This is a genomic window from Bordetella tumbae (genome assembly GCF_965139195.1).
In the GTDB taxonomy this organism is placed as follows: Bacteria; Pseudomonadota; Gammaproteobacteria; order Burkholderiales; family Burkholderiaceae_B; genus Bordetella_A; species Bordetella_A tumbae.
The window spans coordinates 34,445-57,631 of the sequence record NZ_CBCSJH010000026.1 but is presented as its reverse complement, the minus strand read 5'-3'; the positions used below and the strand labels follow the sequence as shown (position 1 = coordinate 57,631).

The following is a 23,187-nucleotide window of genomic DNA, read 5'->3' as shown; positions in this document are numbered from 1 at the left end:
GTTCTGTTTCCGCCTTGGTGCTAGTGCGATACGCCCAGATAGGCTTGGATGACGGCTTCGTTGGCGCGGACCTCATCGGGTTTGCCATCGCCGATCTTCTTGCCGTAATCCAGAACCACAACGCGATCGGAAATGTCCATGACGACGCCCATGTCGTGCTCAATCAGTACGATGGTGGTGCCGAACTCGTCATTGACGTCCAAGATAAAGCGGCTCATGTCCTGCTTTTCTTCGATGTTCATGCCCGCCATGGGTTCGTCCAACAACAACAGGCGCGGCTCCATTGCCAATGCGCGCCCCAGGTCCACGCGTTTTTGCAAACCGTAGGGCAGACGCCCCACAGGGGTTTTGCGATAGGCCTGGATTTCCAGAAAATCGATGATGTTCTCGACGAACTCGCGATGGCGGATTTCTTCGCGCTCGGCGGGGCCCCAGCGAAAGGCCTGCGCGAGCAGGCCGCAGGTCATCCGCAGGTTGCGCCCGGTCATGATGTTGTCCAGCACACTCATGCCTTTGAACAAGGCCAGATTCTGGAAGGTACGCGCAATGCCCATTTCGGCGGCGCGGCGCGGGTTCATGCGCGAGTAGCGCGTGCCCTCGAATTCGATGCCGCCTTGTTGGGGCGTATAGACGCCGTTGATGACGTTGAGCATCGAGCTCTTGCCCGCGCCGTTGGGGCCGATGATGGCGCGGATTTCATGCTCGCGCACATTGAATGAAATATCGGTCAGCGCCTTCACCCCACCGAATGACAGAGAAATGTTCTGCAGGTCGAGCATGACCTTGCCGATACGCTGGTCGCGGTCTGTATGACTCATGATCTAGGCGGCCCGAGCGGTAATGGCGGGAAAGGTTTTGACCGGACGGATCTTGATATCCGCCGCAATCTTGCCGATACGGCCGTCTTCGAATTTGACTTCGGTCTCGATGTATTGCGTGTCTGAGCCTGCGAACAAGGCGTCGACCAGCATACCGTATTTCTGCGCAATAAAGGCGCGTCGAACCTTGCGGGTGCGCGTCAACTCGTCATCATCCGGGTCGAGTTCTTTATGCAGAATGAGGAAACGCGCAATCTGCGAGGCAGCGAGCTTGGGATCCAGAGCGAGATCGGCATTGATTTGTTCGATGCATTCTTCTATTAACCGGTACACCTCGTCTTTGCCCGCCAGATCGGTGTAACCCGCATAAGGCAACCCGCGACGCTCGGCCCAGTTGCCTACGGCCTCCAGGTCAATATTCACAAAGGCGCAGACGTGATCCCGATCAGCACCAAAGGCCACGGCTTCTTTAATGTGAGGAAAGAACTTGAGCTTGTTTTCCAGGTATTTGGGCGCAAACAGGCTGCCATCGGCGAGCTTGCCCACGTCCTTGGCGCGATCGATGATTTTCAATTGACCGTCGGTATCCAGATAGCCCGCATCCCCGGTGTGGAACCACCCGTCGGCATCGCGCGCTTCGGCGGTGGCTTGAGGGTTGCGGTAATACTCTTTAAAGAGGCCAGGGCTTTTGACGAGAATCTCGCCATTGTCGGCAACGCGGATCTCCACGCCGCTGACTGGCGGGCCAACCGTATCGTCACGGACCTGGCCATCGGGTTGCACGCAGACAAATACCGAGGTCTCGGTCGAGCCATAAAGCTGTTTGAGATTGATGCCGATGGACCGATAGAACACAAACAGATCGGGACCGATGGCTTCGCCGGCGGTATACGCTACCCGCACGCGGCTCATCCCCAGCGCATTGCGCAACGGACCGTAGATCAAGATGTTGCCCAAGGCATAACGCAACCGATCCCACAGGCCGACCGGTTCGCCATCCAGAATACGTACGCCGACCCGGCGGGCCAATTTCATGCAGGCCTGAAACAGGCTGCGCTTGATGCGGCCTGCGTCTTCCATGCGGATCATCACGTGCGTCAGCAGGCCTTCCAGCACGCGAGGCGGTGCGAAATAATAGGTCGGTCCGATATCGCGCATATCGATCGATATCGTTTCGGGAGACTCGGGGTGGTTCACGGTAAAACCGCTGACGAGCAGCTGCGTGTACGAGAACATGTTCTGCCCGATCCAGGCGGGAGGCAGATAGGCCAGCACGTCTTCTTGATCGGTGAGCTTTTCCAGTTCGGCAACGGCGCGGGCGCGATCGATCAAGGCATGGTGGGTCAACACGACGCCTTTGGGTTTGCCTGTCGTGCCCGAGGTGTAAAACATGGCTGCGGCATCATGCGGCCGCACGGTGGCGACGGACGCTTCGAAAAATCCCGGATGCTGTTCTGCGTGTTGTTGGCCGGTCGCCATCAGTTGATCATATGAACGCAGCATAGGATCGGCGTAATGACGCAGTCCTCGTGGATCGTCATAGATCACATGGGCCAGGTCGGGACACTGATCGCGCACTTCCAGCATCTTGTCGACTTGTTCTTGATCCTCGACTACCGCGACCGTGATGCTGGCGTCTTGCAGGACATAGACCATTTCCTGTGCGACGGCATCCTGGTAGAGCGGCACGGGAATGGCGCCTAGAGCCTGCGTGGCCATCATGGCGATGTACAGGCGTGGCCGGTTTTCGCCAATGACGGCGACGTGCATTCCGGGTGTTATCCCTAACGCTGCCAAACCATGCGCAGTCAGGCGTACGTCGCGCGCGACGTCGCTCCAGGTCAGGGTTTGCCAGATGCCCAGGTCCTTTTCGCGTATGGCGGGCCGCGACCCGCGTACGCTGGCATGCTGCAAGAGCAGGCCGGGAAAGGTGCTGGGTGCGGCCGACGTGTTGCCGTCGACGGCAGGCTGTGCATGCACCACGTTGTCTCCTCCGGTTTGGGGGCCACTGGTCCGATGTTCACACTGGCGGTATGAACATCGGGGTGGCGCTTGACCAGTTCATTTTCGATGTACGGCAACAGTAAGGTATAAGCTTGGTTAGTCGCCAACTGTCATGATCACGACATTCCAAGAATATTTAGGGTATTCCCGATGCAATTAACCGATTCTCTGCATCTCGCCGCAGCCTGGTTCCGAGTCTTGACCGACGAGCAAAAATCGCGCGTCGAGCGGGATATCGTGGTGCAGCCCGTGCAGGCAGGAACGATCATAGAACGCAAAGGGGAGCTTGCCCAGGCGTGGATCGGGGTGTTGGCGGGATTGATCAAAGTGTCGGTGGGCAACGCCGAGGGCAAAGTCGCCTCGTTGACCGGGGTGCCTGCCGGCGGCTGGATTGGCGAGGGCTCGCTGCTCAAGCGCGAAGTGCGCAAATACGACGTGGTGGCTTTACGCGATTCGGTGGTGGCACGCATGCCGGCGGCGACATTCGAATGGTTGCTTGACACCAGCATCCCGTTTAATCGCTATTTACTGCATCAATTGAACGAACGCGTGGCGCAATTTATCGGCAAGGCGGAATATGACCGTTTGCTCGATCCTGATGCCCGGGTCGCACGCTGTCTGGCGGAATTGTTCAATCCGTTGCTTTATCCCGGGATGGGCATGCGGCTGACCATCACCCAGGAAGAAGTCGGCTATCTGGCACGCGTCTCGCGTCAGCGCGCCAACCAAGCTTTGGGCAAACTCGAGGAGGCCGGCCTGCTGCGGGTGGAATATGGCGCGGTGCGCGTGCTGGATCTGAACGGATTAAAACGCTATGGCGCTGACGCGGTGAGCGGACAGCGCGATGAGTAAGCACCAAGGGCTGCGCTGCAAGCAGATGATGAGGAGGCGCGCAGCGTAAGCGCCACGTCAGCAACGACGATCGCGTAATCGTTGACGGTGAAACATCACGCTGTCGACCAGTGGGCAGAATGATTGCTCAGGCCAGGCCATTCCACGCCAATCGCATTGCCAGCGCAGCCATGATGACGGCGATCACGCCATCCAATATGCGCCACGCTTTGGGGTTGGCGAAATAGGGCGCAAACAGGCGCGATCCGACGCCCAGCACGATCAACCACAGGACGCTGGCGGTAACGGCGCCAGCAGCAAAGGCCAGCCGCGCATCATCGAATCCGTGTGCCAATGAGCCGATCACCATGATGTCCAGCCAGAAATGCGGATTCAACAAGGTGAAGCCCGCGGCCGCCAGCAGGGCTGCGGAACGTGAGGGAACGGCATGCTGCGCGGCAGTCAGACTGCCTTGCGCCCGAATGGCGCGTTGGGCGGATTGAAAGGCATACCAAGCCAGAAAGGCGACGCCGAACCACAGAATGGCATGCGTCAACCAGGGAAACCAATTCACCGCGGCCTGCAATCCCCACACACTGGCAAATATGCAGATGCCGTCCAGCAGGGCACAAATCGCCAGGATGCTGAGCAAATGCGCGCGCATCAATCCCTGCCGCAGAATAAAGGCGCTTTGCGCGCCGACCACGGCAAATAGTCCCAGTCCGGTGGCGGTGCCACTGGCCCAGGCGGTAAACAGGGCGGGGGAGGAGGCGAACGTGAACATTTTTGCAATCTACAAAACAGCGCCGCAGCAATTGCCGCGGCCAGGAGCGTATTTTGGCTTGCGCAAGATGTGAAATAAAGCTAATTTTGTTTAAGTTGATTAAGTTTTTCTAAATTGAGAACGGCGCTGTTTGCCGGAATAACGACAGATGAAAATCGATCACGGCAATCTGCGCGCCCTGGCCGCTGTGGTGCGCGAAGGGAGCTTCGAGCGCGCAGCCGCCGCGCTGAATGTGACGCCCTCGGCGGTGTCACAGCGCATCAAGTCGCTGGAGGCACGCATGGGGCGTTTGCTGGTGCAGCGTACGGTGCCGGTCGTGGCTACGCCCGACGGACAGGTGCTGGTGCAATTGGCCGATCAGACGGCCTTGCTGGAGCATGATGCACTGGATCGTCTGGGCCTGGAGGACGACGCCGTGACACAGGCCAGTCTGACGGTGGCCGTGAATCATGACAGCCTGGAGACCTGGTTTATGGATGCTGCGCGGCGCTTTGCAGCCCGCAGCCGCGCGACCCTGGATCTGCAATCCGAAGACCAGGACCATACTGCGGCGTTATTGCGCAATGGCTCGGTGCTGGGGGCGGTGACCGCTTTGGCAGATCCGGTGCAAGGCTGCCGTATCCATGCCCTGGGCAGCATGCGCTATGTCGCGACTTGTACGCCTGCATTTCATGCGCAGTACTTTTCCGCAGGCGTGAATGCGCGCACCCTGGCTCTCGCGCCGGTACTGGTGTTTAACCGCAAAGATGCATTGCAGGCGCGCTTTGCCCGCAAGGTCATGGGTGAGGAGCCGTGGCAGCCGCCTGTGTGGTGGCTGCCTTCGTCGCGCGCTTTTGTGCAGGCGACGCGGGACGGTCTGGGATGGACCATGAATCCGTTGCCCTTGATTCAGGATGAGCTCGGCACGGGTGCTTTAGTCCCATTACGTGCCCGTGCGGCAGAGGACGTCCCCTTGTATTGGCAACACTGGCGGGTAAACTCACAGGCTATGGAGGCCCTGACCGATGCGGTCCTGGCTGCCGCCGCGGACGGAGGTCTGATTCGGCGGCGTTAACTCGTCAGCGCTTAGGCTGACCGTCACGGAGAGGTTTTGCATGAAATTCCGTCAATGGGCGCTGGTCGCCGCCTTGGGGTTGTCTTCCGCCACATCGGCCTGGGCTCAAGATTACAAGGTCGGACAGATTGAGATCGATGATCTCTGGGTGCGTGCGTCGGCGCCTGGTCAAACCAATGGGGCAGGCTATCTGGACATTGATAACGACGCCAAGACGGCTGACCGTCTTGTGTCGGTGAGCTCCGATGCCGCCGAGCGGGTTGAATTGCATACCGTACAAGCCGAAAAGGGCGTGGCTCGCATGCGCCATCTCCCGGAGGGTATCGAGGTGCCTGCCGAGGGCGAGGTCAAGCTCGCCCCTGGCGGCTATCACGTGATGTTCATGAATTTAAAACAGCCGTTCGTTGCGGGGGCCGAGGTGCCGGCTACGCTGAAGTTCGAGAAAGCGGGCGAGGTGGCCGTGAAGTTCGAGGTCAAGCATATCGGGCATCAGCCGGATGCGGGTCATGGGGCACACATGGAGCATATGAAGCACTGATCTGTCAGGAGTAGTGCCGGGCGCCAAAAATCGCGCTGCCGATCCGGACTTCGGTGGCGCCTTCTTCGATGGCGATTTCGAAATCGCCGCTCATTCCCATGGACAGCCTGTCCAGTTCAACGCCCTCGATGGCCGCGTCTTTCAGGCGGTCACGCAGTTCGCGCAGCGCACGAAAACAATTACGTACGGCTTGCGAGTCTTCAGACTGTACTGCCAGGGTCATCAGTCCTTTCACATGCAAGGCGGGGCATTCCCGCACGACGGTCCGCAAGAAATCGGCTGCCTCTTCGGGCGGCAGGCCATGTTTGCTGGGTTCGGACGAGGTTTTGATTTGCACCAGCACGTCGATGTCGCGGCCCTCGGTGTGTAGCCGGCGCTGTAGCGCGTGAGCCAGTTCCAGGCGATCCAGTGATTGGACTTCAGAGGCATCGCGCGCTGCGTCTTTGGCTTTGTTGGTCTGTAGGTGGCCGATCATGACCCATTGCACGGGCAGATCTGCCAGCGCGTCGATTTTCTGGCGAATTTCCTGCGTTTTGTTTTCGCCGAAACGCGTAAAACCCAGGGCTGCCGCCTCGCGTACGGCGTCGGGGCCGAAAGTCTTGCTGACGGGTAATAGTGTGACACTGCCGGCTGGCCGGCCCGCGCGCGCGCAGGCCGCGTCGATGCGGGCGCGTAGTTGGGCCACGCGGGTCGACATCGAGTCATCGATACTCATAATGGATGAATACTGGGTAAAAGCATCATGATAATCGCGCCCGTGTTTTTATTGGCCATGTCCCATTGGCGAGGGCAGGCGCGTGTGCCTGGGCCGATTGCGGTCTGCTCGTGAAGAGACGCGTGCGCTTCGGTACCTGAGCTCCTTTGGGGCTGTCTGCAGCAGTCGTTGACCGTCCTCGGGGGCAGGCATAGAATTCTTTGTCATTTACTTATTCCGTTGGGCGCTAAGCTGTCTGTTGCGGCCCGGCGCTACGCTGACGCTGGATTCAGCGCTTACTTTTACCGGCTTTGCCCTTCTCATGTCGCTCGCAGCACCCCGCTACGCGTTCGCCGCGCCGTTCGAAACGCCTCCCGCTTCGCCCATTCGTTCCTTGATGCCGTATGCCATGAAACCGGGCAATATTTCCGTTGCGGGGGGATATCCCGCGCAGGAGTTGTTCGACGTGGAGGGCCTGACGGCGGCTTCGAACCAAGTCGTGGCGCGCTTGGGGGCATGCCTGCAGTATTCCAATATCGACGGGCAAGCCAGCTTGCGTACGGAACTCGCGCGCCTGACAGCCGAACGGGGCTTGGTTTGCGATCCAGACACCGAGCTGGCCGTCACCGGCGGGTCACAGCAGGCTTTGGCGCTGGTCAGCCGTGTCATGTTGCAACCCGGCGATCACGCGATTATCGAGAGTCCCGCGTTTCCGAACTCTGTCCAGGCTTTGCGTTACACCGGCGCCACTGTCCATACGGTGCCCTCGGGGCCAGATGGCGTCGACGTTGATGCGCTGGACGAGATGGCCGCCCGTATCAAGCCCAAAATAGTCTGTGTCGTTGCATCGTTCTCGAATCCCTGCGGCGCGACAATCAGCCGGCAGCGGCGTCTGCGTCTGCTCGAGCTGGCCGTCAAGCATCAGTTTCTGATCGTCGAGGACGATCCATATGGCGAACTGCGTTTTGCCGGAGACATGGTTCCGCCGATTGCTGCGTTGGCCGAGGGCGAGGCCCGCCATTGGGCCGTTTATATCTCGACCATGTCCAAGACCATGGCGCCCGCTTTGCGCATAGGCTGGATCGTCGCCCCGGCTGAGGTCCGCCGTCGCTGCGTCGGCGCCAAAGCCGCCGACGACATGGCGTCATCGGCCTGGATTCAGGAAGTCGTTGCTCAATACCTGGCCGACGGCCGCTACGCACAGCACGTCCCCCGCATCCAGGCCGCCTACGGCGCCCGGTGCGATGCCATGGCGCAATCCCTGAACCAGTCGCTCGCCGGCCGTATCGTGTTCAACAAACCCGAGGGCGGCATGTTTTTCTGGGCTCGGCTCAACGGCGACATCGATGCGACGCGCCTGTTGCCCTACGCCATTGAGCAAGGCGTCGTGTACGTCCCAGGCAAAGTCTTCTACGCCGATCCGGCGCAGGCCGACCTTTACGCCATGCGCATGTCGTTCGCCACCATGAACGAAAGCCAGATTGCCGAAGGCATGACCCGTCTGGGCCGTGCGCTGGATGCCTGCGAGGCAAATGCGCCAGTCTCTATCTCATTGGCAGCGTAAGCAACGGCCCGCCCACATTAATCGCAGCCCTCAAGCTCAAAATGCGACAAGCATAGCGCCCGGCCTACTAACCAAGGCAACCGTAATTAAAGCCGTAATTAAGAGACATTGCGAGCAGCGTTGCGGCGGCTAAAGNNCCCAATCTACCGCAAGTCGAACCCAACCTACCGCAAGTCCCGACCCCTCCTCATCCCGCACGTGCTCCGCCGAATCCCCCGCCCCAGCTCACCGCTGACGCCGATATAACAACGATATCTTCGCAAACGCGATCTGCAGTTCCTTCGTCCCGCCTTGAAACACAACCGGCCGCCCGCGCTGTGTAAAAACGACCAAGCGTTTCGAGAACAGCAGCGGCACGAATTTGGCAAAGTGAATATCCTGCCAGGCTACCTCACGCCGCGTAATCCACGTTTGATGCAGGCCTGCCTCGTCGATGGTGGTAATGGATTTTTGCATGTGCCATGACACCAACACCAATCCGAGAAAACACAGGATGACGATTGCGGCAACGACTGAATTGACTTGCTCGGGCGGCATCCGTATGGCCGACAGGGTGATCTGTACGCCGATGATGGCCAAGATAATCCAGGCCAGAATACGCACCCAATCCGGCCAGGCCTGGCCAGACAGCGGCAAGGGACCGATCTCGCGTAGCAGCGTTGCTTGTTCGTCCGTGGATGGGGAGGTATCAAAGGGGTTCATGGCCACAGACGATCATGCAGCTCGTTTGGCGGCGATGGCATTGCCGGCACGGCTGCCGCCCTTGCGGTTCAGATTGGCCGACATCCATTGGCCGATATCGACGACTGCATCGAAATCCACGCCGGTCTCGATATCCAGGCCGCGCAACATGTACAACACGTCCTCAGTGGCGACGTTGCCCGTCGCGCCTTTGGCGTAAGGGCAGCCACCTAGTCCGGCGACCGACGTGTGGTAAATGCTGATGCCGGTTTCCAATGCGGCCAGAATGTTGGCCAATGCTTGCCCATACGTATCGTGGAAATGTCCCGAAATCCGGCCGGGATCGACCACCCGGGTGACGGCGGCCATCACCTCGCGCACGCGCTGCGGCGTGCCTACGCCTATCGTGTCGGCCACATCGATTTCATCGCACCCTAGCGCCAGATAGCGCTGGGCGACATCGACGACGGCCTCGATCGGGACTTCGCCCTGGTAGGGACAGCCCAGCGCGCAACTGATGCTGCCGCGCAATCGCAGGCCCGCGGCGCGAGCGGCTTCGGCAACGGGCTCAAAGCGGGCGATGGATTCGGCGATGGAGCAGTTGATGTTCTTTTGCGAGAACGCTTCGCTGGCTGCGCCGAAAATGACGACTTCGTCGGCCTTGGCGGCCAGTGCGCCCTCCAGGCCTTTCATGTTCGGTGTCAGGACGGAGTAGATGACGCCAGGCTTGCGCTGGATGCGCGACATGACCTCGGCAGCGTCGGCCATTTGCGGCACCCATTTGGGCGAAACGAACGACGTGGCCTCGACATTGGGAAACCCCGCAGCGGTCAAGCGATCAACCAGCTCTACCTTGATGTCCGTGCTGATCAGTTCTTTTTCGTTTTGCAGACCATCGCGAGGAGAAACCTCGACGATTTTGACGCGTGAAGGCAAACTCATTTTTTTTCCTGGAAGGGCGGCGTACCGTGGGACGCATACCTACGATTGATGCTGATGACTAACATATAGTAATCCTATGCTGCCGAACCGGATGCACAAAGAGCTGGGCTGAACATCCGTGCTCGTTGGCTGAGACGTTGCAACGTCTATTTAACTATCGTCCGGCGACAGAGCGTGCTTGCCAGGCACCGTGCCAGTCATCTGAGGCGCTGAAATTGTCCTCCGTCCAGCCGGGCGATATGGCCGGCCAATTCCAGCTCGAGCAATTGCGTGGTCAGGGTGGGGATGTCGAGTCCGGTGCGGGCTTGCAAGGCGTCCAGATGCAGGGGATCGTAGCCAAGCGCTTGTAACAGTGGGGATTCGGGTATATCGACGTCGGCCACAGCCTTCTGATCGTCGACAGAGGTTACCGGCGAGCTTGCCGTGCGGGATGGCGGTGGCGATGTATCGGACGATTGCCCGCTGGCTCTGGTGCGCTTGGGAGTCCGCGTGCGGGACGTGGCGCGTGATGCGGCAGGCTGTGCGCCACCGAGTTCATCGGTGATGTCCTGAGCCGTCTCCACGAGCTTCGCTCCTTGCCGGATCAGGGCATGGCAGCCGCGTGATAATGGGGAATGGATCGAGCCGGGAATGGCGAACACTTCGCGGCCGCTTTCCCCCGCAAGGCGCGCCGTGATGAGCGAGCCGCTCTGGCGCGCGGCCTCGNCGNCCAGCACGCCGCGCGCCAAGCCGGCAACGAGACGATTGCGCTGCGGGAAATGGTGAGGCAGGGCGCCCATGCCCAGCGGCAATTCGGATATCAGGGCGCCATGCTCCGCGATGCGATGCGCGAGTTCGCGGTGTCCGGCGGGATAGACGCGATCGATGCCGGTTCCCATGACGGCGACGGTGCCCGCACCCTCGGGGCCTGCCAGCAGCGCGCCGTCGTGCGCCGCAGCGTCGATTCCTTGGGCCAGGCCGCTGATGACACACCATCCGTGGCTCGCCAGATGCCGGGCAAAGGCCCGGGCGTTTTCGCATCCGCCAGGAGTGGCACTGCGTGCTCCCACTACTGCCAGCGCCGGCTGAGTCAGGCGTGCCGGATCGCCATTGATATACAGCACGACAGGCGGGTCGGCGATGGTGAGCAGGCTTTGCGGATAGGCGGGGTCCGCCAGCGTCAGGATGTGGTGGCCCGGTTGCGCTACCCATTCCAGGCTCCGGTCAATCTGGGCCTGAATATCGGCCGGTGTGCCGGCCGCCAGCTGGATAGCCAGTTGTTGTGGCACGTAACGGGCCAGTGCCGGCGCGCTCAGCGCATAGATTTGTTCGGGTAGCCCCAACGCCGACAGCAGCGGATATCGCATCGACGGCGTCAGGTTCGGCTCCAGTGACAGGCGCAGCCAGGCAGAGAGTTCGGTAGCGGAATGGGTGAGCGGCATGATTCGCGAAAAGGCCGTCAGTTTGATGGCGGGGCCTTAGTGTCGCATGGGTCGGGCGAGTGCCTGGCGCCAGGAGGGACGAAAAAGACCTGGCAAAACTCGGCGGTCGAGTTTTTTCATAGGGCTATTAGTCGAAAACTATTAGAAATCATATGTCTAATGAATTATTATTAACGAGTCGCTGACTAATCAGCCCCATTCCTTCTGTTTGCCATGGCTTTACTTCCTATTCTTCATTACCCCGACCCGCGCCTGCACAAAAAGGCCAAGCCGGTTGCGGTGGTGGACGACCGCATCCGGAAGTTAGTGCGCGATATGGCCGACACCATGTACGACGCGCCCGGTGTGGGCCTGGCGGCTACGCAGGTCGATGTACACGAACGAGTCGTCGTGATCGATGTCTCCGAAGAAAGCAACCATCTGCGCGTGTTGATCAACCCTGAGATCACCTGGAAAAGCGACGATCGCCAGACCTACGAAGAAGGCTGCCTGTCTGTGCCCGGCATTTATGACGAGGTCGAACGCGCCGCGCGTATTCGTTACCGGGCGCTGGATATCGATGGCAATGCCTACGAGGCCGAGGCCGATGGGCTGTTGGCGGTGTGTGTACAGCACGAGCTGGACCATCTGGACGGCAAGGTGTTTGTGGAATACCTGTCCAACCTGAAACAGACCCGCATCAAGACCAAGCTGAAAAAAGCCGAGCGCGAAGCGCTGCGCGCCTGAGTTCGCCCAAGAGAGTTTTCGCGCCGGTGTGATGGTCAGCGTTCCGGCGGCCTGCTGGGAGTGTCATCGGGCTGCGTGGAGAATATGCGATCATCGCAGCGTTGCTGACTTTTGCCCGACGCGCGGTGACGCGTTTTACTGATCTCGGGTTTTATTGATCTTATGCGCCTGGTTTTTGCTGGAACTCCTGAATTCGCCCGCGTCGCGCTCGACGCTTTGTTGGCCGCCGGGCACGAGATCCCGCTGGTGCTGACGCAGCCGGATCGGCCTGCCGGCCGTGGGCTGAAGCTCACGCCCAGTCCGGTCAAGCAGGCCGTGTTGGCGGCGGGAATCCCCGTCGCGCAGCCGCGCAGTTTGCGTCTGGATGGACGCTATCCGGATGAGGCGGCGCAAGCCCGTGCCCAGCTGGAGCAAGCCGCGCCCGAGGTCATGGTGGTGGCGGCTTATGGCCTGATTCTGCCCGCTTGGACGTTGCAGCTGCCCGCACGCGGATGCCTGAACATCCATGCCAGCCTGCTGCCGCGTTGGCGCGGTGCCGCGCCGATTCAGCGGGCCATCGAGGCCGGTGACGCGGAAACGGGCGTCACCATCATGCAGATGGACGAGGGCCTGGATACGGGCGACATGTTGCTCGAACGCCGCGTGCCGATCAGCGATACCGACAGCGCTGCACAATTGCATGATGCCTTGGCCGCCGCCGGTGGCGAGGCCATTGTGCAAGCGCTGCAATTGCTGCAAGCCGGAGGCTTGCAGGCACAAGCGCAGCCTGCCGATGGCGTGACCTACGCTGCCAAGCTCGATAAGGCCGAGGCTGCGCTGGATTGCACGCAACCTGCAGCGTTGTTGGCGCGGCGGGTTCGCGCGTTCAATCCTGTACCCGGTGCGACGGTACGGTTGCCGGGCCTGGAGGCGCCGGTCAAGGTATGGCGGGCAGAGGCATTGGATACGGTCGTCACGCATGCGCCGGGCACGCTATTGCAGGCAACGGAGACAGGAATAGACATTGCGACGGGCGATGGTGTGCTGCGGTTGCTGGAGTTGCAGAAAGCCGGGGGCAAACGTCAGCCTGTGGATGTGTTTGTGCGGGGCTGGCAGCCCGCAGCTTGAGCCGCCGCGGGCCTCGCGAGGTTTCCCCGCAGCCTAATACAGCGTGTTGCGCACCCGCTCCGGTAATTCCCGGTCATACGTCACGCCGTCAAACGTGCCTGCACTGATATCGGCCAGCATTCGCCCCACGCTGGGCAGGCTGCTGCGGTCCACCTGCTTGGCCGCGTCCCAGAGTCCGGACCGCAAAATCGCGCGCGAACACTGAAAAAACACAGTCTCGACGTGTATGACCAAGACCGATCGAGGGGGCTTGTCATTCATCGCGAAGCGCGCCAATAGCTCGGGGTCCGTGCTGATGCTGGCGCGGCCGTTGACTCTCAAGGTTTCGCCAACGCCTGGGACCAGAAACAGCAATGCTACGCGCGGATCTGCCAGGATATTGCGCAGACTGTCGATGCGATTGTTGCCGCGTCGATCTGGAATCAACAGGGTCTTGTCGTCGGCTACCGTCACAAAACCGGCGGGATCGCCGCGTGGCGAAGCGTCCAGCCCCTCGGGACCGGATGTTGCCAGGATCGCGAATGGCGCCGCCTCGATAAAAGTGCGGTAGTGCGGGTGCACGTGATCCACTTCCTTGATGAGCGAGGCGCCGGCCGGCTGGCCATACAGCGTTTGCAGGGCGTCCAGATCGGTGATGCGGTAGTCGTCGTTGAGTTCCATGATCACGCTAGGGTCAGTTTGGCTGGTAGGTCGGAGACGGTCAGGATGATGTCGTCGGGATGATGTTCGCGCAGTGCGTCGACATGGTTATAACCCCAGGCTACGCTTGCGACGTGTACGCCCGCTTTGCGGGCAGCGTCGATGTCACGCATTTCGTCGCCCACCAGGATGCAGCGTTGCGGCGCGACGTTGTGGCGTGCCAATAACCTTTTGAGTTTGGCTGCTTTGCCAAACATGTCGGTGCCGCATTCAAAATCGTCGAACCACTGTTCGGCTTGCGGGCCCAGCACACGCTGGACATTGGCTTTGGAGTTGGAGCTCAGCACCATCATGCGCAAGCCGCTGGCGCGCAGGCGTGTCAGGGCTTCGGCCATGCCGTCGAATAGCTGTACCGTGGGTGCCACGTCGCGCATCATCTGGCGTACGTGCGCCATGATGGCGGGCAGTTTCCAGAGCGGCACACCGAGGAATTTCAGAATTTCGTGGGCGTTGCGATATCGCAGTTCGGCGCGCTCGGCGGCATTGGTTTTCCGAAAGCCGTATTTGTCTGCGACGTCGTCAAGGATGGATTCGAACCAGGGCCAGGTGTTGGCGAGCGTGCCGTCGAAATCAAAGGCGGCGAGATCGTATTTCAAGCGGTGCCACCGGTGGGATCTACGATATGGTCGCGGCGGATCCAATGCATGACCGGCGCCAGAGCCTCGATGGGTGGTGCAGCTTGTACCACGCGTTGCGGATCCGTCCAGGGATAGGGCAGCGCGGTGAGCCAGTTGAAAATCGCCGGGGCCGTGTCCGACGGCAAGTTCAACATGGTCTCAATCGTGATGGTCAGGCGGCGGGCCAAGTGAGGCTCGGTCTGGAATTCCCAGTCATAGCGGCCGCAACCGACACGAACCTGGCCGGTCGCTTTTTCGGCCATGCCGACAAACCAATCGCATGCGTAGGTATCCAGGATGGCTTCCTCGCCAGGATGCGCGAGGTAAAAGGTGAATACGTTCTCGTAGGTCTGGCCAAACGCGCGTACGAGTGTCTCGGTGATGGCGTCCAGGCCATGAGACTCAGGCGGAAAGGCGATCGCCTGAGTACGCAGCGTCATTTTCAGTACGGCATCGTTGGTAAATGCCCGAGCCATGTAGACGGGACGGTTTTCGTCTTTGGCATGCAGGTAATTCCGCATCACCGATGCGGTATTGAGTGCAGGTGCGTGGGCAGTAGACATGGCGAGTACGTGGTGAGCGGTCCGATCAATGCTCGCCCGGATCTATCCATTTGGAGACCGTAGGCGGCGTGTAGGCGGCATAGCGATCCAGCAGGTCAGCAGGCTGGTTTTCGACGATCAGCATGGCGCGGTGTTCGGCTCGAATGAAGGATTCTTGCGCCGCGTGGTTCAGAAAGCCGGCCAGTTGATCGTAGTAGCCGGCAATGTTCAGCAGGCCGCAGGGCTTTTGATGCATGCCCAGTTGAGCCCACGTCCAGGTCTCGAAGATTTCTTCCAGGGTGCCCGCGCCGCCGGGCAAGGCGATAAAACCGTCCGAGCGCTCGGCCATCATGGTCTTGCGTTCGTGCATCGACGCGACGACATGGAGCTCGGTCAAGTTGTTATGGCCGATTTCTTTACGCAGCAGGCCCTCGGGGATGATGCCGATGACGCGGCCGCCTTCGGCGAGGACGGCGTCGGCCACGGCGCCCATGATGCCCACGCTTGCGCCGCCATAGACCAGCCCGATATCGCGGCTGACCAGCTCATGCGCCAGCGCGCGTGCGCCCTCGACATAATCAGGCCGGCTGCCGGCATTGGAACCACAGTAAACGCAGAGATTCTTGATGGTCATAGTCAAAAAACGGGTCGAATGAGGGCAGGACGAAACTACCCGGAAAAGCTGATACTGGGTCTCTAGTTTACGCAAGTTGGCGGCAAGGCCCGGTCAGGGGCGGTCGGCCAGGGTAGGGACGGGCCCATTCGCCAGGAGAAATTCGGACCGAAAGCCGGGACCGGGACCGTTGGATTGAACCGTAACTCGCTGTCGCGGACGGCATTGGTATGTCTATGGGAGGACATGTCGTTGCGAGTGGAGAGGATCTTCTTCTCGTCTGAAATGCGCCTGCATGCCGTGCTTTGAGATGGCATATGAGGGTTTCAGGTGTCTACTCTGCAGCCTTGCTGCACAAGGGTGCAGCAAATTTCCTTACCTGGAGGGTAGTGATGCTAGCTGCAAGTCTGAATGAAATGATCAGAGAGAAGACATTCCAGATCGCCCAAAAGGCCGGTGGCCGAGCCAACAGGTGCCAGAGCGATTTCCTCCTGGCGCAACAATGTTCTGTCGAGGCTATGAAACCCATGCCCATGGGCCCAGGGCCTCATCCGCGTTATCGCATGATCTCTTACGACGACATGATGCTGACGGACTGATTGTCAACGCATTATCGGCGCGCGCATTCGTGCGCGCTATTCTGGTTTTTCAGAGAAAAAGTATAGAGATGATTGCCCAGGCGCCGCTCGATGTTCATATAGAAAATCTGCTCGTTTTCATTGAAAAAGCCGGATTGGATACAAGCCAAGTGCAGGATGAACAAACACTTTCGACGTGTTACATCGGAGCATTAGAGGCGCTGCAGGGCAGAAAAAGCAAGGGTAAATACCGGGAAACACACATCGTGTTCGACCATGACCAGGCGAGCGAATTCAGCCGCCTGCTGTCCGATGACGATTTGACGGTCTTGGACGACAAGAATCAGGCCGAGGTCATTGCCAGGGAACCAGATCCGCTCGTGGAAAAGAAAGCGGTTCTGCTGGGCTCTGCTATCGAATGTCTAGGTGTTCTGTCCTCTGAGCACAAGTGCCTATTCGATTTCTTGATCACCGATATATTTTTGATGCCGTCCAAAGAGGCTAGTGGTGGAAGCACGTCCTCTGCCATCGGCGTGATATGGGCAAATCCCAAGATTACCCATCGGATACCTGACGTGGTGGAGTTTATCGTGCACGAACTGACGCATCATGCGATGTTCATCGACGAGTATCGGTATGGACACTACGATCACCGCGCGCTCATGAGCCCCGATAGCTGGGCGCAGTCAGCCATCTTGAAAATCGCTCGTCCCCTGGACAAAGTGATTCATAGCATTGTGGTCGCCGCCGAGATCGTGATGTTTCGCGAAAAATTCATCGGACATCCATCGGCGCCGCTTGTTCATCCTCCGACGCCGAGAATCCTGGCGCAACTGGTTGCCTCACTGGATTCTGTGGAGCAGGTGATCGACCGACAAGAGCGTGCAGGGATTACGTCAGTGTCCTCTCGCACGAAAGCGCTGCTGTCCGGTGCTCGAGACATTGTGGAGTCCGACCGCCTTTGCAAGTATCGAACAACATAAAGATTAACAATGAGCCTTTCGTCTACTCGAGCTTCCACACGGATTTTTTTTGATCGTGCAGCCTTTCTCACGTTTATGCTGGTGGTGGTGCATCAGTCTCTCATCGCGTCGTCTGCGTATTTCCTGACGCAAACGATCACTGGTTACCAGCAGGGCACAGAGGTTGGTGTATATCTGGTCTTGTATTTTCTTTCGATGATTCTTCCATTTATCCCCGGTGCGCTTTCCTTTGTCATGGCGGAGCGCTGGACAAATGCTGTGCATCGGAAATTCACATTGGCCATGGCGTCGGCCGCCTATGGCAACCTCAATGAGTACCGGTCGACGGAAAGCAAGTCGGCATTCGAGTCAGCCATCTCGAGAAACTCATTCGACGTGATCTCATCGTATATCTTGTTGTCGCATGATTTTCTCAGTCTCGCACTCAACAGTATCCTGAGTCTTGCTGTCATAGGGTTGATTCTGCCGTCTGAGATCGTACTGGGATACTTCGTTAGTTTGACGCTCAGCGTTGGAATGGTCTATGCGCTGACCAAGGCCGTGCAAAAACTGTCTGTCGACGTAGAGCGGCGGCATGCAGATTACGGCAATACCTTGGGCAAAGCCTGGGACAATGCCGTGGTCGGAAATGCCTACAACTATCGTCTGTGGCTGGACGAGTTCAAGGCCGACGGGGCCAGCTACTATTCAAGCTCTCTGCGGCTCACCGCCTGCAAACAAGCTGGCAACGTCGGGATTGCCTTCGCGTCTCTGATTCCGACGGCCTATCTGGTGTATCACCTGCTGGTGCTTGAAAAAATAGAGGCCGCCGTCGTGGCGGCGATCATTGTGAATTTGACGCGGATCTTTCACATTCTCAATGCACTGAGTGCGCTGATTTACGAGATTGTCGAGTGGGCGTCCGCGTCTGCCCGTCTGCGCTATCTTTTTGCTTTCCTGACGCCGGCTGCCGTTGCCGATATCCCTCAATCGCCCTCGGGGAATGTGAGCGTGAACGGCGAACTGATTACTGACTATCTGGCGGTGCGGGAGGCGTTACGTCATCGCACATGCGGCAGAGTGACAATACGGGGTGAAAATGGCTCGGGCAAGTCCACGCTCTTGTTGTCGATCAAGCAGGCTTTCCCACATAAAGCCCATTTGTTGCCCGCGGGAAACAATCAGCTCTGTTGGCGTCTTGGGCGGCGCGACGCGATGTCGACGGGGCAGCGGGCCCGCGCGATCATCGACGAACTGCTGAAGCAAGGTGCGGACATTCAGTACCTCTTGCTCGATGAATGGGACGCGAACCTGGATCAGGACAACCGAAGTTGTATCGACGAATTGTTAGAGCGCCTCAGCCACGACAAGGTCGTGATCGAGGTGAGGCATTAGGTCCAGGCGAGGCTGGGCCCGCATTGGCGTAGGCGTGGGCAGGCCTTGCGCCTGCCCACCAACTAACGTGTTAGCCCGTAAAAGCCGGTCCCGTGTCGCCTCGGCTCAGATAAGATCGCCGTGCAGATCGTATTCGTCTGCGTCGGTCACGCGCACGCGCACCAGGTCGCCCGGACGCAGTTTGCGATCGGTGTTGACGTAGACGTTGCCGTCGATCTCCGGGGCATCGGCGCTGGAACGGCCGATGGCGCCGTCGGCTGCGATCTCGTCGATCAACACGTCGATCTCGCGTCCGACGCGGGTTTGCAGGCGGGCGGCCGAAATCGCCTGTTGGTGCGCCATGAAACGATCCCAGCGCTCTTGTTTGACCTCGTCGGGAACGGGGTTGGCCAGATCATTGGCAGGGGCGCCGTTGACCGGGGAATATTGGAAACAGCCGACGCGATCCAATTGGGCTTCGCTCATCCAGTCCAACAGGTATTGGAAGTCTTCTTCGGTTTCGCCCGGGAATCCCACGATGAAGGTCGAGCGCAACGTCAGATCGGGGCATTCTTCACGCCAGCGTTTGATACGCGCCAGGGTCTTGTCCTCGAACGCCGGGCGTTTCATGGCCTTTAGCACACGCGGGCTGGCGTGTTGGAACGGGATATCCAGGTAGGGCAGGATTTTGCCCTGTGCCATCAGCGGGATGACCTCGTCCACGTGCGGATAGGGGTACACATAATGCAGGCGCGTCCAGACGCCGAGTTCGGACAAGGCCGTACAGAGCTCGGTCATGCGCGTTTTCACGGGCCGGCCGTTCCAGAAACCGCTGCGATATTTGATATCCACGCCGTAGGCACTGGTGTCTTGCGAGATGACCAGCAACTCTTTGACGCCGGCCTTGACCAGGCGCTCGGCCTCGCTCAACACGTCGCCCACGGGCCGGCTGACCAGATCGCCACGCATGGACGGAATGATGCAGAAGCTGCAGCGGTGATTACAGCCCTCGGAGATCTTCAGATAGGCGTAATGGCGCGGTGTGAGCTTGATGCCCTGCGGTGGCACCAGGTCGATGTAGGGATCGTGATCGGTCTTGGGCGGTGCGGCCTGATGCACGGCGCGTACGACTTCTTCGTATTGCTGAGGTCCGGTCACGGCCAGCACGCTGGGGTGCACGTCGCGAATGACGGATTCCTCGACGCCCATACAGCCGGTGACAATGACTTTGCCGTTTTCGGCGATGGCTTCGCCGATGGCCTCCAGGGACTCGGCTTTGGCGCTGTCGATGAAACCACAGGTGTTGACCACGACGACGTCGGCGTTGTTGTACTCGGGTGAGACCTGATAACCCTCTGTGCGCAGTTGGGTCAGGATGCGCTCAGAGTCGACCAGGGCTTTTGGACACCCTAAAGAGACCATCGCTATGCTGGGTGCCCGCTTGGTTTCCATGTTGGAATTCCGATTTGTGAATATAACCCTATAGTTTACAACGGCTTAAGGCTCTTTGGCTGGGCGCAGGCCGGCGGATTCCTGACGCCTGACTTCGACAACGACGCGTTCTTTGCTGAGGGTGTCCAATCGTTGATCGATGAGCTTCCGATTGGCTTCATCCAGGTTCGCGTCCCATTCATCGAGCAAGAGATACTGGATGTCCGAGCCCTGTTGCAGGATCTCGTCGATGATGGCGCGGGTCCGTTGTCCTGCCGATATGTTGCTGTGCTTGAAACGCCAACAGAGAGGATTGTCACCGGCGGGCAGCAAATGGGCCTGTTGCGCAAACGCATGTTTGATCGACAGCAGAAGCGTGGATTTGCCGGCGCCATTTGCGCCGCGCAGGGTCATTCTGCCGAAGCGATGGCGACGCAGCATCTCTCGCACTGTCTGATAGTCGCTGATTGGCTCGCCGTTGAGGGTGATTGTCCCCGCAGGGGTCTGAGGCAATGGCGCGGTGGCAGCCGGTAATAGAAAAGCCCAGAGATAGCGCAGCCGGGCAGATGCACTGGCCCACTCGAACAGTTCATATATCAACCTGCCCAAGGAATTGAGAATATGGAATATCCGCGTCAGGTTGACGATGATCGCCGCAATGATGGCGGCCTCTATCTGTTCGATCACGAGCAGGTGATATACGAGATAGGCGGTCGGGATGAGAGCCGCTGACGCGATGGCGATGTTCCCGAGCTGTTTGTACGTGGTGAGCCGCTGGGACGAGGAATAGTACGAGGCACCAGTGGCGCGGAACTCGGCCATCCACAAGTGATAGTTGTAAGCGTTACCGAGCACCGCGTTGTCCCAGGCCTTGTGCAAAGTATTGCCGTAACCCGCGTATCGCCGTCCGGTGTCGACGGATAGCTTTCGCGTTCCTTTGGCAAGGAAGCAAACCATTGCCGTGCTGAGCGCCAGGCTGATGCCGTAGCCCAGTGCAATCTCGGGCGGCAGGATCATGCTAATCACCGCGACGCTCAGCACACTATTCAGTGTCAGGCTCAGAAGATCGTGCGACAACATGGCATACGACGAGATCACGTCGAAGGCGTTTCTACAGATCGTGGATTCGAATGCCGACTTGCGTTCAATCGATCGGTATTCGTCCAGGTTGCCATAGATCGTTGATGTCATGGCCAGTGTGAATTTCCGGTGTATGGCGTTGATCCAGCGCTGCATCGTCATAAATGACAGGTACCCGGGAATGAACGGAAGGATGATCGAGAGCAAGTACAGCGCGAGATATTCTTTTAGCGCCTGTTCTTCCTGATAGCTGATGATGGTTTGCGTCAGAAAATAAGCGGACGAGGCGATGAGAGACTGATGTAACGCCACTAGTACGACAGTGAGCATGGCCGCCGGGTCGGCAAATATCCACGTCAAGGGCCGTGCTGACAGGCGTGTCATTGGTCGGCCCTCATGCCACGGTTCGGTACATATCGTCGCCGCCGAATGCCGCGATCTCGCCGTCGACCACGCCATCCGGACTCAAGTATTGCATCGCGGTTCTCCCGTATGACAAGTTCGCCGTATCGTCTTGCAGTGATCCGTATTGAAAGTGAGAAAGGACGGCGAGCTTTTAACCGGCTCGATATTGAGCGGCCTTTCGGACTAAAGGACGTTGCAGGCCCTGATGGCTGGCATTTCTCCTGTTTCGTCCGATGATTTGCGTGGTTTAATCTGTCCCTAAATAGTTCTATCCCTGATGCGCTTGCCTGTCAGCGGCTACCATAGCGGGATTGCATAGTCATTGATGATCCACATGGTTTCCCCTGCTTCTCTTGATGTTCCTGAATCGCAACCCGCCCGGCCGGCGTTGTCGGTGGTGTTGTTAGCCGCGGCGGGCGCGGTGCGTGCCGTGATGGAGGGACGCTCGCTGACGGAGGCGCTCGCTGCTGTGCCAGCGCCGTTGCGGCCCGCCACGCAGGCGGTGTCTTTTCATGCCATGCGCCAGCTGGGCTGGGCCAGCGCGATCGGCAGCGGTTTGGTGCAGCGTTCGCCCGCCACGCAGTTTGATGCGCTGTTGAACGTGTCGTTGTCTTTGTTGAAGGTGGCCGGAGAGGTCGAGGCGTTACCGGGTATGCCGGTGTATGCCCCGCATACGGTGGTGAATCAGGCCGTGACCGCGGCGGCCAGCCAGCGCAGTCTGACTGCCTATAAGGGGCTGCTCAATGCCTGCCTGCGCCGTTTTTTGCGTGAACGCGACGCCATCGAGGCGGCGGTGGCTGACTTGCCCGAGGCGCGCTGGAATCACCCGCGCTGGTGGGTGGAGCGGCTGCGGCAGGCATATCCAGACCAATGGCAGGACATCCTGACGGCGGCGAGTGTTCCCGCACCGTTGACGGTGCGAGTCAACACGCGGCGCGCTAGCCGCGACCAGGTACGAGACGCGTTCCAGGCCGCGGGCGTTGAGGCCCAACCCGTGGGGCAGGCTGGTCTGGTGCTGGCCGAAGCCCGGCCTGTGACCCAATTACCCGGGTTTGCCGAAGGCTGGTGGTCGGTGCAGGACGCTGCCGCGCAACAAGCTGCTGTGCTGCTAGCTGTGCGCGCCGGCGAGCGCGTACTGGATGCCTGCGCGGCACCTGGCGGCAAGACGGCGCATTTGTTGGAAAACGCCGATGTGGAGTTGCTGGCGCTGGATTCCGATGCAGGGCGCCTGACGCGTGTGGGACAGAATCTGGACCGATTGGGCTTGCGTTCGGATCGGGTGGCCCTGGCCGCGGCCGATGCGGCAGACCTGGATGCCTGGTGGGACGGCCGGCCGTTTGACGCCGTGTTGGCCGATGTGCCTTGCACGGCCTCAGGTATCGTGCGGCGCCACCCCGACATCCGCTGGCTGCGCCGTGCACCCGACGTGGCGCGCACGGCGGCGTTACAGGCACGTATCGTGGATGCACTGTGGCGCACGGTGGCCCCCGGAGGACGGCTGCTATATGTCACCTGTTCGGTTTTTCCTGAGGAAGGCGAGCGCCAGGCCCAGGCTTTTGCCCGGCGCCACGCGGATGCGCAGCGCCAGGACGCTCCGGGGCAACTGCTGCCTGTTGCGGTCGGCGCAACACCTCAGGCCCAACACGACGGTTTTTTCTATGCGCTGTTTGCCAAGCAGTCTTGAATCGCCAAGAATAGCCGTAGGATGCGATCAGGTTACGA

General features: G+C 59.6%; 22 protein-coding genes and 1 pseudogene. 9 read left to right on the top strand and 14 right to left on the bottom strand.

Annotation, left to right across the window (positions count from 1 at the left end; all coding sequences use genetic code 11):
- Positions 1-20 precede the first annotated feature (20 nt).
- On the bottom strand, positions 21-818 hold the full coding sequence (locus ACNA0J_RS21520) for an ABC transporter ATP-binding protein (protein ID WP_415820923.1): 798 nt from the start codon (positions 816-818) through the stop codon (positions 21-23).
- Positions 819-821: 3 nt separating this feature from the next.
- On the bottom strand, positions 822-2,798 hold the full coding sequence (locus ACNA0J_RS21515; protein WP_415820944.1) for an AMP-dependent synthetase/ligase: 1,977 nt from the start codon (positions 2,796-2,798) through the stop codon (positions 822-824).
- Between the two features lie 174 nt (positions 2,799-2,972).
- Between ACNA0J_RS21515 and ACNA0J_RS21510 the strand changes: the two genes are divergently transcribed.
- Positions 2,973-3,674 carry a Crp/Fnr family transcriptional regulator gene (locus ACNA0J_RS21510; protein WP_415808153.1) on the top strand — a complete coding sequence of 234 codons (702 nt, stop codon included), beginning with the start codon at positions 2,973-2,975 and terminating at the stop codon, positions 3,672-3,674.
- Between the two features lie 127 nt (positions 3,675-3,801).
- Here ACNA0J_RS21510 and ACNA0J_RS21505 read toward each other — a convergent pair whose 3' ends face one another.
- Positions 3,802-4,437, bottom strand: a complete 636-nt coding sequence (locus tag ACNA0J_RS21505; protein ID WP_415820922.1) for a LysE/ArgO family amino acid transporter — start codon at positions 4,435-4,437, stop codon at positions 3,802-3,804.
- Between the two features lie 148 nt (positions 4,438-4,585).
- Here ACNA0J_RS21505 and ACNA0J_RS21500 point away from each other — a divergent pair, with 148 nt between their 5' ends.
- Together ACNA0J_RS21500 and ACNA0J_RS21495 are read left to right on the top strand one after the other, a co-directional pair.
- Positions 4,586-5,491, top strand: coding sequence for a LysR family transcriptional regulator ArgP (locus ACNA0J_RS21500; RefSeq protein ID WP_415820921.1), 906 nt, complete (start codon positions 4,586-4,588; stop codon positions 5,489-5,491).
- 40 nt (positions 5,492-5,531) lie between these two features.
- A complete protein-coding gene (locus ACNA0J_RS21495; protein WP_415820920.1) occupies positions 5,532-6,029 on the top strand; it encodes a copper chaperone PCu(A)C in 498 nt (165 codons plus the stop codon).
- Positions 6,030-6,033: 4 nt separating this feature from the next.
- Here ACNA0J_RS21495 and ACNA0J_RS21490 read toward each other — a convergent pair whose 3' ends face one another.
- Positions 6,034-6,744, bottom strand: coding sequence for a YggS family pyridoxal phosphate-dependent enzyme (locus ACNA0J_RS21490; protein WP_415820919.1), 711 nt, complete (start codon positions 6,742-6,744; stop codon positions 6,034-6,036).
- A gap of 301 nt (positions 6,745-7,045) precedes the next feature.
- Between ACNA0J_RS21490 and ACNA0J_RS21485 the strand changes: the two genes are divergently transcribed.
- On the top strand, positions 7,046-8,287 hold the full coding sequence (locus ACNA0J_RS21485; protein WP_415820918.1) for an aminotransferase-like domain-containing protein: 1,242 nt from the start codon (positions 7,046-7,048) through the stop codon (positions 8,285-8,287).
- Positions 8,288-8,512: 225 nt separating this feature from the next.
- On the opposite strand, the gene ACNA0J_RS21480 is transcribed toward ACNA0J_RS21485, so the two are convergent.
- The 4 genes and pseudogenes from ACNA0J_RS21480 to ACNA0J_RS21465 all read right to left on the bottom strand — a co-directional run.
- Positions 8,513-8,989, bottom strand: a complete 477-nt coding sequence (locus ACNA0J_RS21480) for a hypothetical protein (protein WP_415820917.1) — start codon at positions 8,987-8,989, stop codon at positions 8,513-8,515.
- A gap of 12 nt (positions 8,990-9,001) precedes the next feature.
- On the bottom strand, positions 9,002-9,910 hold the full coding sequence (locus ACNA0J_RS21475) for a hydroxymethylglutaryl-CoA lyase (RefSeq protein ID WP_415820916.1): 909 nt from the start codon (positions 9,908-9,910) through the stop codon (positions 9,002-9,004).
- Between the two features lie 197 nt (positions 9,911-10,107).
- Positions 10,108-10,615: pseudogene (locus tag ACNA0J_RS21470) on the bottom strand (DprA-like winged helix domain-containing protein); the annotation flags it as partial.
- 4 nt (positions 10,616-10,619) lie between these two features.
- On the bottom strand, positions 10,620-11,331 hold a 712-nt coding region (locus ACNA0J_RS21465; protein ID WP_415820915.1), incomplete at its 3' end, for a DNA-processing protein DprA.
- A 213-nt stretch (positions 11,332-11,544) separates the two neighbouring features.
- Here ACNA0J_RS21465 and def point away from each other — a divergent pair.
- Positions 11,545-12,057: a peptide deformylase gene (gene def / locus ACNA0J_RS21460; protein ID WP_415820914.1), complete on the top strand. Its 513-nt coding sequence runs from the start codon at positions 11,545-11,547 to the stop codon at positions 12,055-12,057.
- 162 nt (positions 12,058-12,219) lie between these two features.
- Positions 12,220-13,164 (top strand): methionyl-tRNA formyltransferase, encoded by a 945-nt coding sequence (gene fmt / locus ACNA0J_RS21455; protein ID WP_415820913.1) that lies wholly within the window; start codon positions 12,220-12,222, stop codon positions 13,162-13,164.
- Positions 13,165-13,197: 33 nt separating this feature from the next.
- Here the strand turns inward: fmt and ACNA0J_RS21450 are convergent, their stop codons facing one another.
- From ACNA0J_RS21450 to ACNA0J_RS21435, 4 genes are read right to left on the bottom strand one after another with little or no spacing between them, the layout of a single operon-like run.
- A complete protein-coding gene (locus tag ACNA0J_RS21450) occupies positions 13,198-13,824 on the bottom strand; it encodes a pyridoxamine 5'-phosphate oxidase family protein (RefSeq protein ID WP_415820912.1) in 627 nt (208 codons plus the stop codon).
- A gap of 2 nt (positions 13,825-13,826) precedes the next feature.
- Positions 13,827-14,459, bottom strand: coding sequence for an HAD-IA family hydrolase (locus tag ACNA0J_RS21445; RefSeq protein ID WP_415820911.1), 633 nt, complete (start codon positions 14,457-14,459; stop codon positions 13,827-13,829).
- Positions 14,456-15,043 carry a hypothetical protein gene (locus tag ACNA0J_RS21440; protein WP_415820910.1) on the bottom strand — a complete coding sequence of 196 codons (588 nt, stop codon included), beginning with the start codon at positions 15,041-15,043 and terminating at the stop codon, positions 14,456-14,458. Before ACNA0J_RS21440 ends, ACNA0J_RS21445 begins: the two co-directional genes overlap by 4 nt.
- A 25-nt stretch (positions 15,044-15,068) precedes the next feature.
- Complete coding sequence (locus ACNA0J_RS21435; RefSeq protein ID WP_415820909.1) at positions 15,069-15,656, bottom strand: LOG family protein; 588 nt, start codon at positions 15,654-15,656, stop codon at positions 15,069-15,071.
- Positions 15,657-16,263: 607 nt separating this feature from the next.
- Between ACNA0J_RS21435 and ACNA0J_RS21430 the strand changes: the two genes are divergently transcribed.
- Positions 16,264-17,196, top strand: coding sequence for an aKG-HExxH-type peptide beta-hydroxylase (locus ACNA0J_RS21430; RefSeq protein ID WP_415820908.1), 933 nt, complete (start codon positions 16,264-16,266; stop codon positions 17,194-17,196).
- Positions 17,197-17,205: 9 nt separating this feature from the next.
- Complete coding sequence (locus tag ACNA0J_RS21425) at positions 17,206-18,570, top strand: hypothetical protein (protein WP_415820907.1); 1,365 nt, start codon at positions 17,206-17,208, stop codon at positions 18,568-18,570.
- 105 nt (positions 18,571-18,675) lie between these two features.
- Here the strand turns inward: ACNA0J_RS21425 and rimO are convergent, their stop codons facing one another.
- Together rimO and ACNA0J_RS21415 are read right to left on the bottom strand one after the other, a co-directional pair.
- Positions 18,676-20,001, bottom strand: a complete 1,326-nt coding sequence (gene rimO / locus ACNA0J_RS21420) for a 30S ribosomal protein S12 methylthiotransferase RimO (protein ID WP_415820906.1) — start codon at positions 19,999-20,001, stop codon at positions 18,676-18,678.
- 45 nt (positions 20,002-20,046) lie between these two features.
- Positions 20,047-21,444 (bottom strand): ATP-binding cassette domain-containing protein, encoded by a 1,398-nt coding sequence (locus ACNA0J_RS21415; RefSeq protein ID WP_415820905.1) that lies wholly within the window; start codon positions 21,442-21,444, stop codon positions 20,047-20,049.
- A 355-nt stretch (positions 21,445-21,799) separates the two neighbouring features.
- On the opposite strand from ACNA0J_RS21415, the gene rsmB reads away from it, so the two are divergent.
- Positions 21,800-23,149, top strand: coding sequence for a 16S rRNA (cytosine(967)-C(5))-methyltransferase RsmB (rsmB, locus tag ACNA0J_RS21410; RefSeq protein ID WP_415820903.1), 1,350 nt, complete (start codon positions 21,800-21,802; stop codon positions 23,147-23,149).
- Positions 23,150-23,187: the final 38 nt, after the last annotated feature.

What these genes read in the sequence shown, in the direction of transcription:
- fmt (WP_415820913.1), top strand. Translation starts at nt 12,220, where the DNA reads ATGCGCCTGGTTTTTGCTGGAACTCCTGAATTCGCCCGCGTCGCGCTC.
- rsmB (WP_415820903.1), top strand. Translation starts at nt 21,800, where the DNA reads ATGGTTTCCCCTGCTTCTCTTGATGTTCCTGAATCGCAACCCGCCCGG.
- ACNA0J_RS21425 (WP_415820907.1), top strand. Translation starts at nt 17,206, where the DNA reads ATGAGCCTTTCGTCTACTCGAGCTTCCACACGGATTTTTTTTGATCGT.
- ACNA0J_RS21495 (WP_415820920.1), top strand. Translation starts at nt 5,532, where the DNA reads ATGAAATTCCGTCAATGGGCGCTGGTCGCCGCCTTGGGGTTGTCTTCC.
- ACNA0J_RS21440 (WP_415820910.1), bottom strand. Translation starts at nt 15,043, where the DNA reads ATGTCTACTGCCCACGCACCTGCACTCAATACCGCATCGGTGATGCGG.
- ACNA0J_RS21520 (WP_415820923.1), bottom strand. Translation starts at nt 818, where the DNA reads ATGAGTCATACAGACCGCGACCAGCGTATCGGCAAGGTCATGCTCGAC.
- ACNA0J_RS21450 (WP_415820912.1), bottom strand. Translation starts at nt 13,824, where the DNA reads ATGGAACTCAACGACGACTACCGCATCACCGATCTGGACGCCCTGCAA.
- ACNA0J_RS21485 (WP_415820918.1), top strand. Translation starts at nt 7,046, where the DNA reads ATGTCGCTCGCAGCACCCCGCTACGCGTTCGCCGCGCCGTTCGAAACG.
- ACNA0J_RS21415 (WP_415820905.1), bottom strand. Translation starts at nt 21,444, where the DNA reads ATGACACGCCTGTCAGCACGGCCCTTGACGTGGATATTTGCCGACCCG.
- ACNA0J_RS21435 (WP_415820909.1), bottom strand. Translation starts at nt 15,656, where the DNA reads ATGACCATCAAGAATCTCTGCGTTTACTGTGGTTCCAATGCCGGCAGC.
- ACNA0J_RS21480 (WP_415820917.1), bottom strand. Translation starts at nt 8,989, where the DNA reads ATGAACCCCTTTGATACCTCCCCATCCACGGACGAACAAGCAACGCTG.
- def (WP_415820914.1), top strand. Translation starts at nt 11,545, where the DNA reads ATGGCTTTACTTCCTATTCTTCATTACCCCGACCCGCGCCTGCACAAA.
- ACNA0J_RS21510 (WP_415808153.1), top strand. Translation starts at nt 2,973, where the DNA reads ATGCAATTAACCGATTCTCTGCATCTCGCCGCAGCCTGGTTCCGAGTC.
- ACNA0J_RS21490 (WP_415820919.1), bottom strand. Translation starts at nt 6,744, where the DNA reads ATGAGTATCGATGACTCGATGTCGACCCGCGTGGCCCAACTACGCGCC.
- ACNA0J_RS21475 (WP_415820916.1), bottom strand. Translation starts at nt 9,910, where the DNA reads ATGAGTTTGCCTTCACGCGTCAAAATCGTCGAGGTTTCTCCTCGCGAT.
- ACNA0J_RS21500 (WP_415820921.1), top strand. Translation starts at nt 4,586, where the DNA reads ATGAAAATCGATCACGGCAATCTGCGCGCCCTGGCCGCTGTGGTGCGC.
- ACNA0J_RS21505 (WP_415820922.1), bottom strand. Translation starts at nt 4,437, where the DNA reads ATGTTCACGTTCGCCTCCTCCCCCGCCCTGTTTACCGCCTGGGCCAGT.
- rimO (WP_415820906.1), bottom strand. Translation starts at nt 20,001, where the DNA reads ATGGAAACCAAGCGGGCACCCAGCATAGCGATGGTCTCTTTAGGGTGT.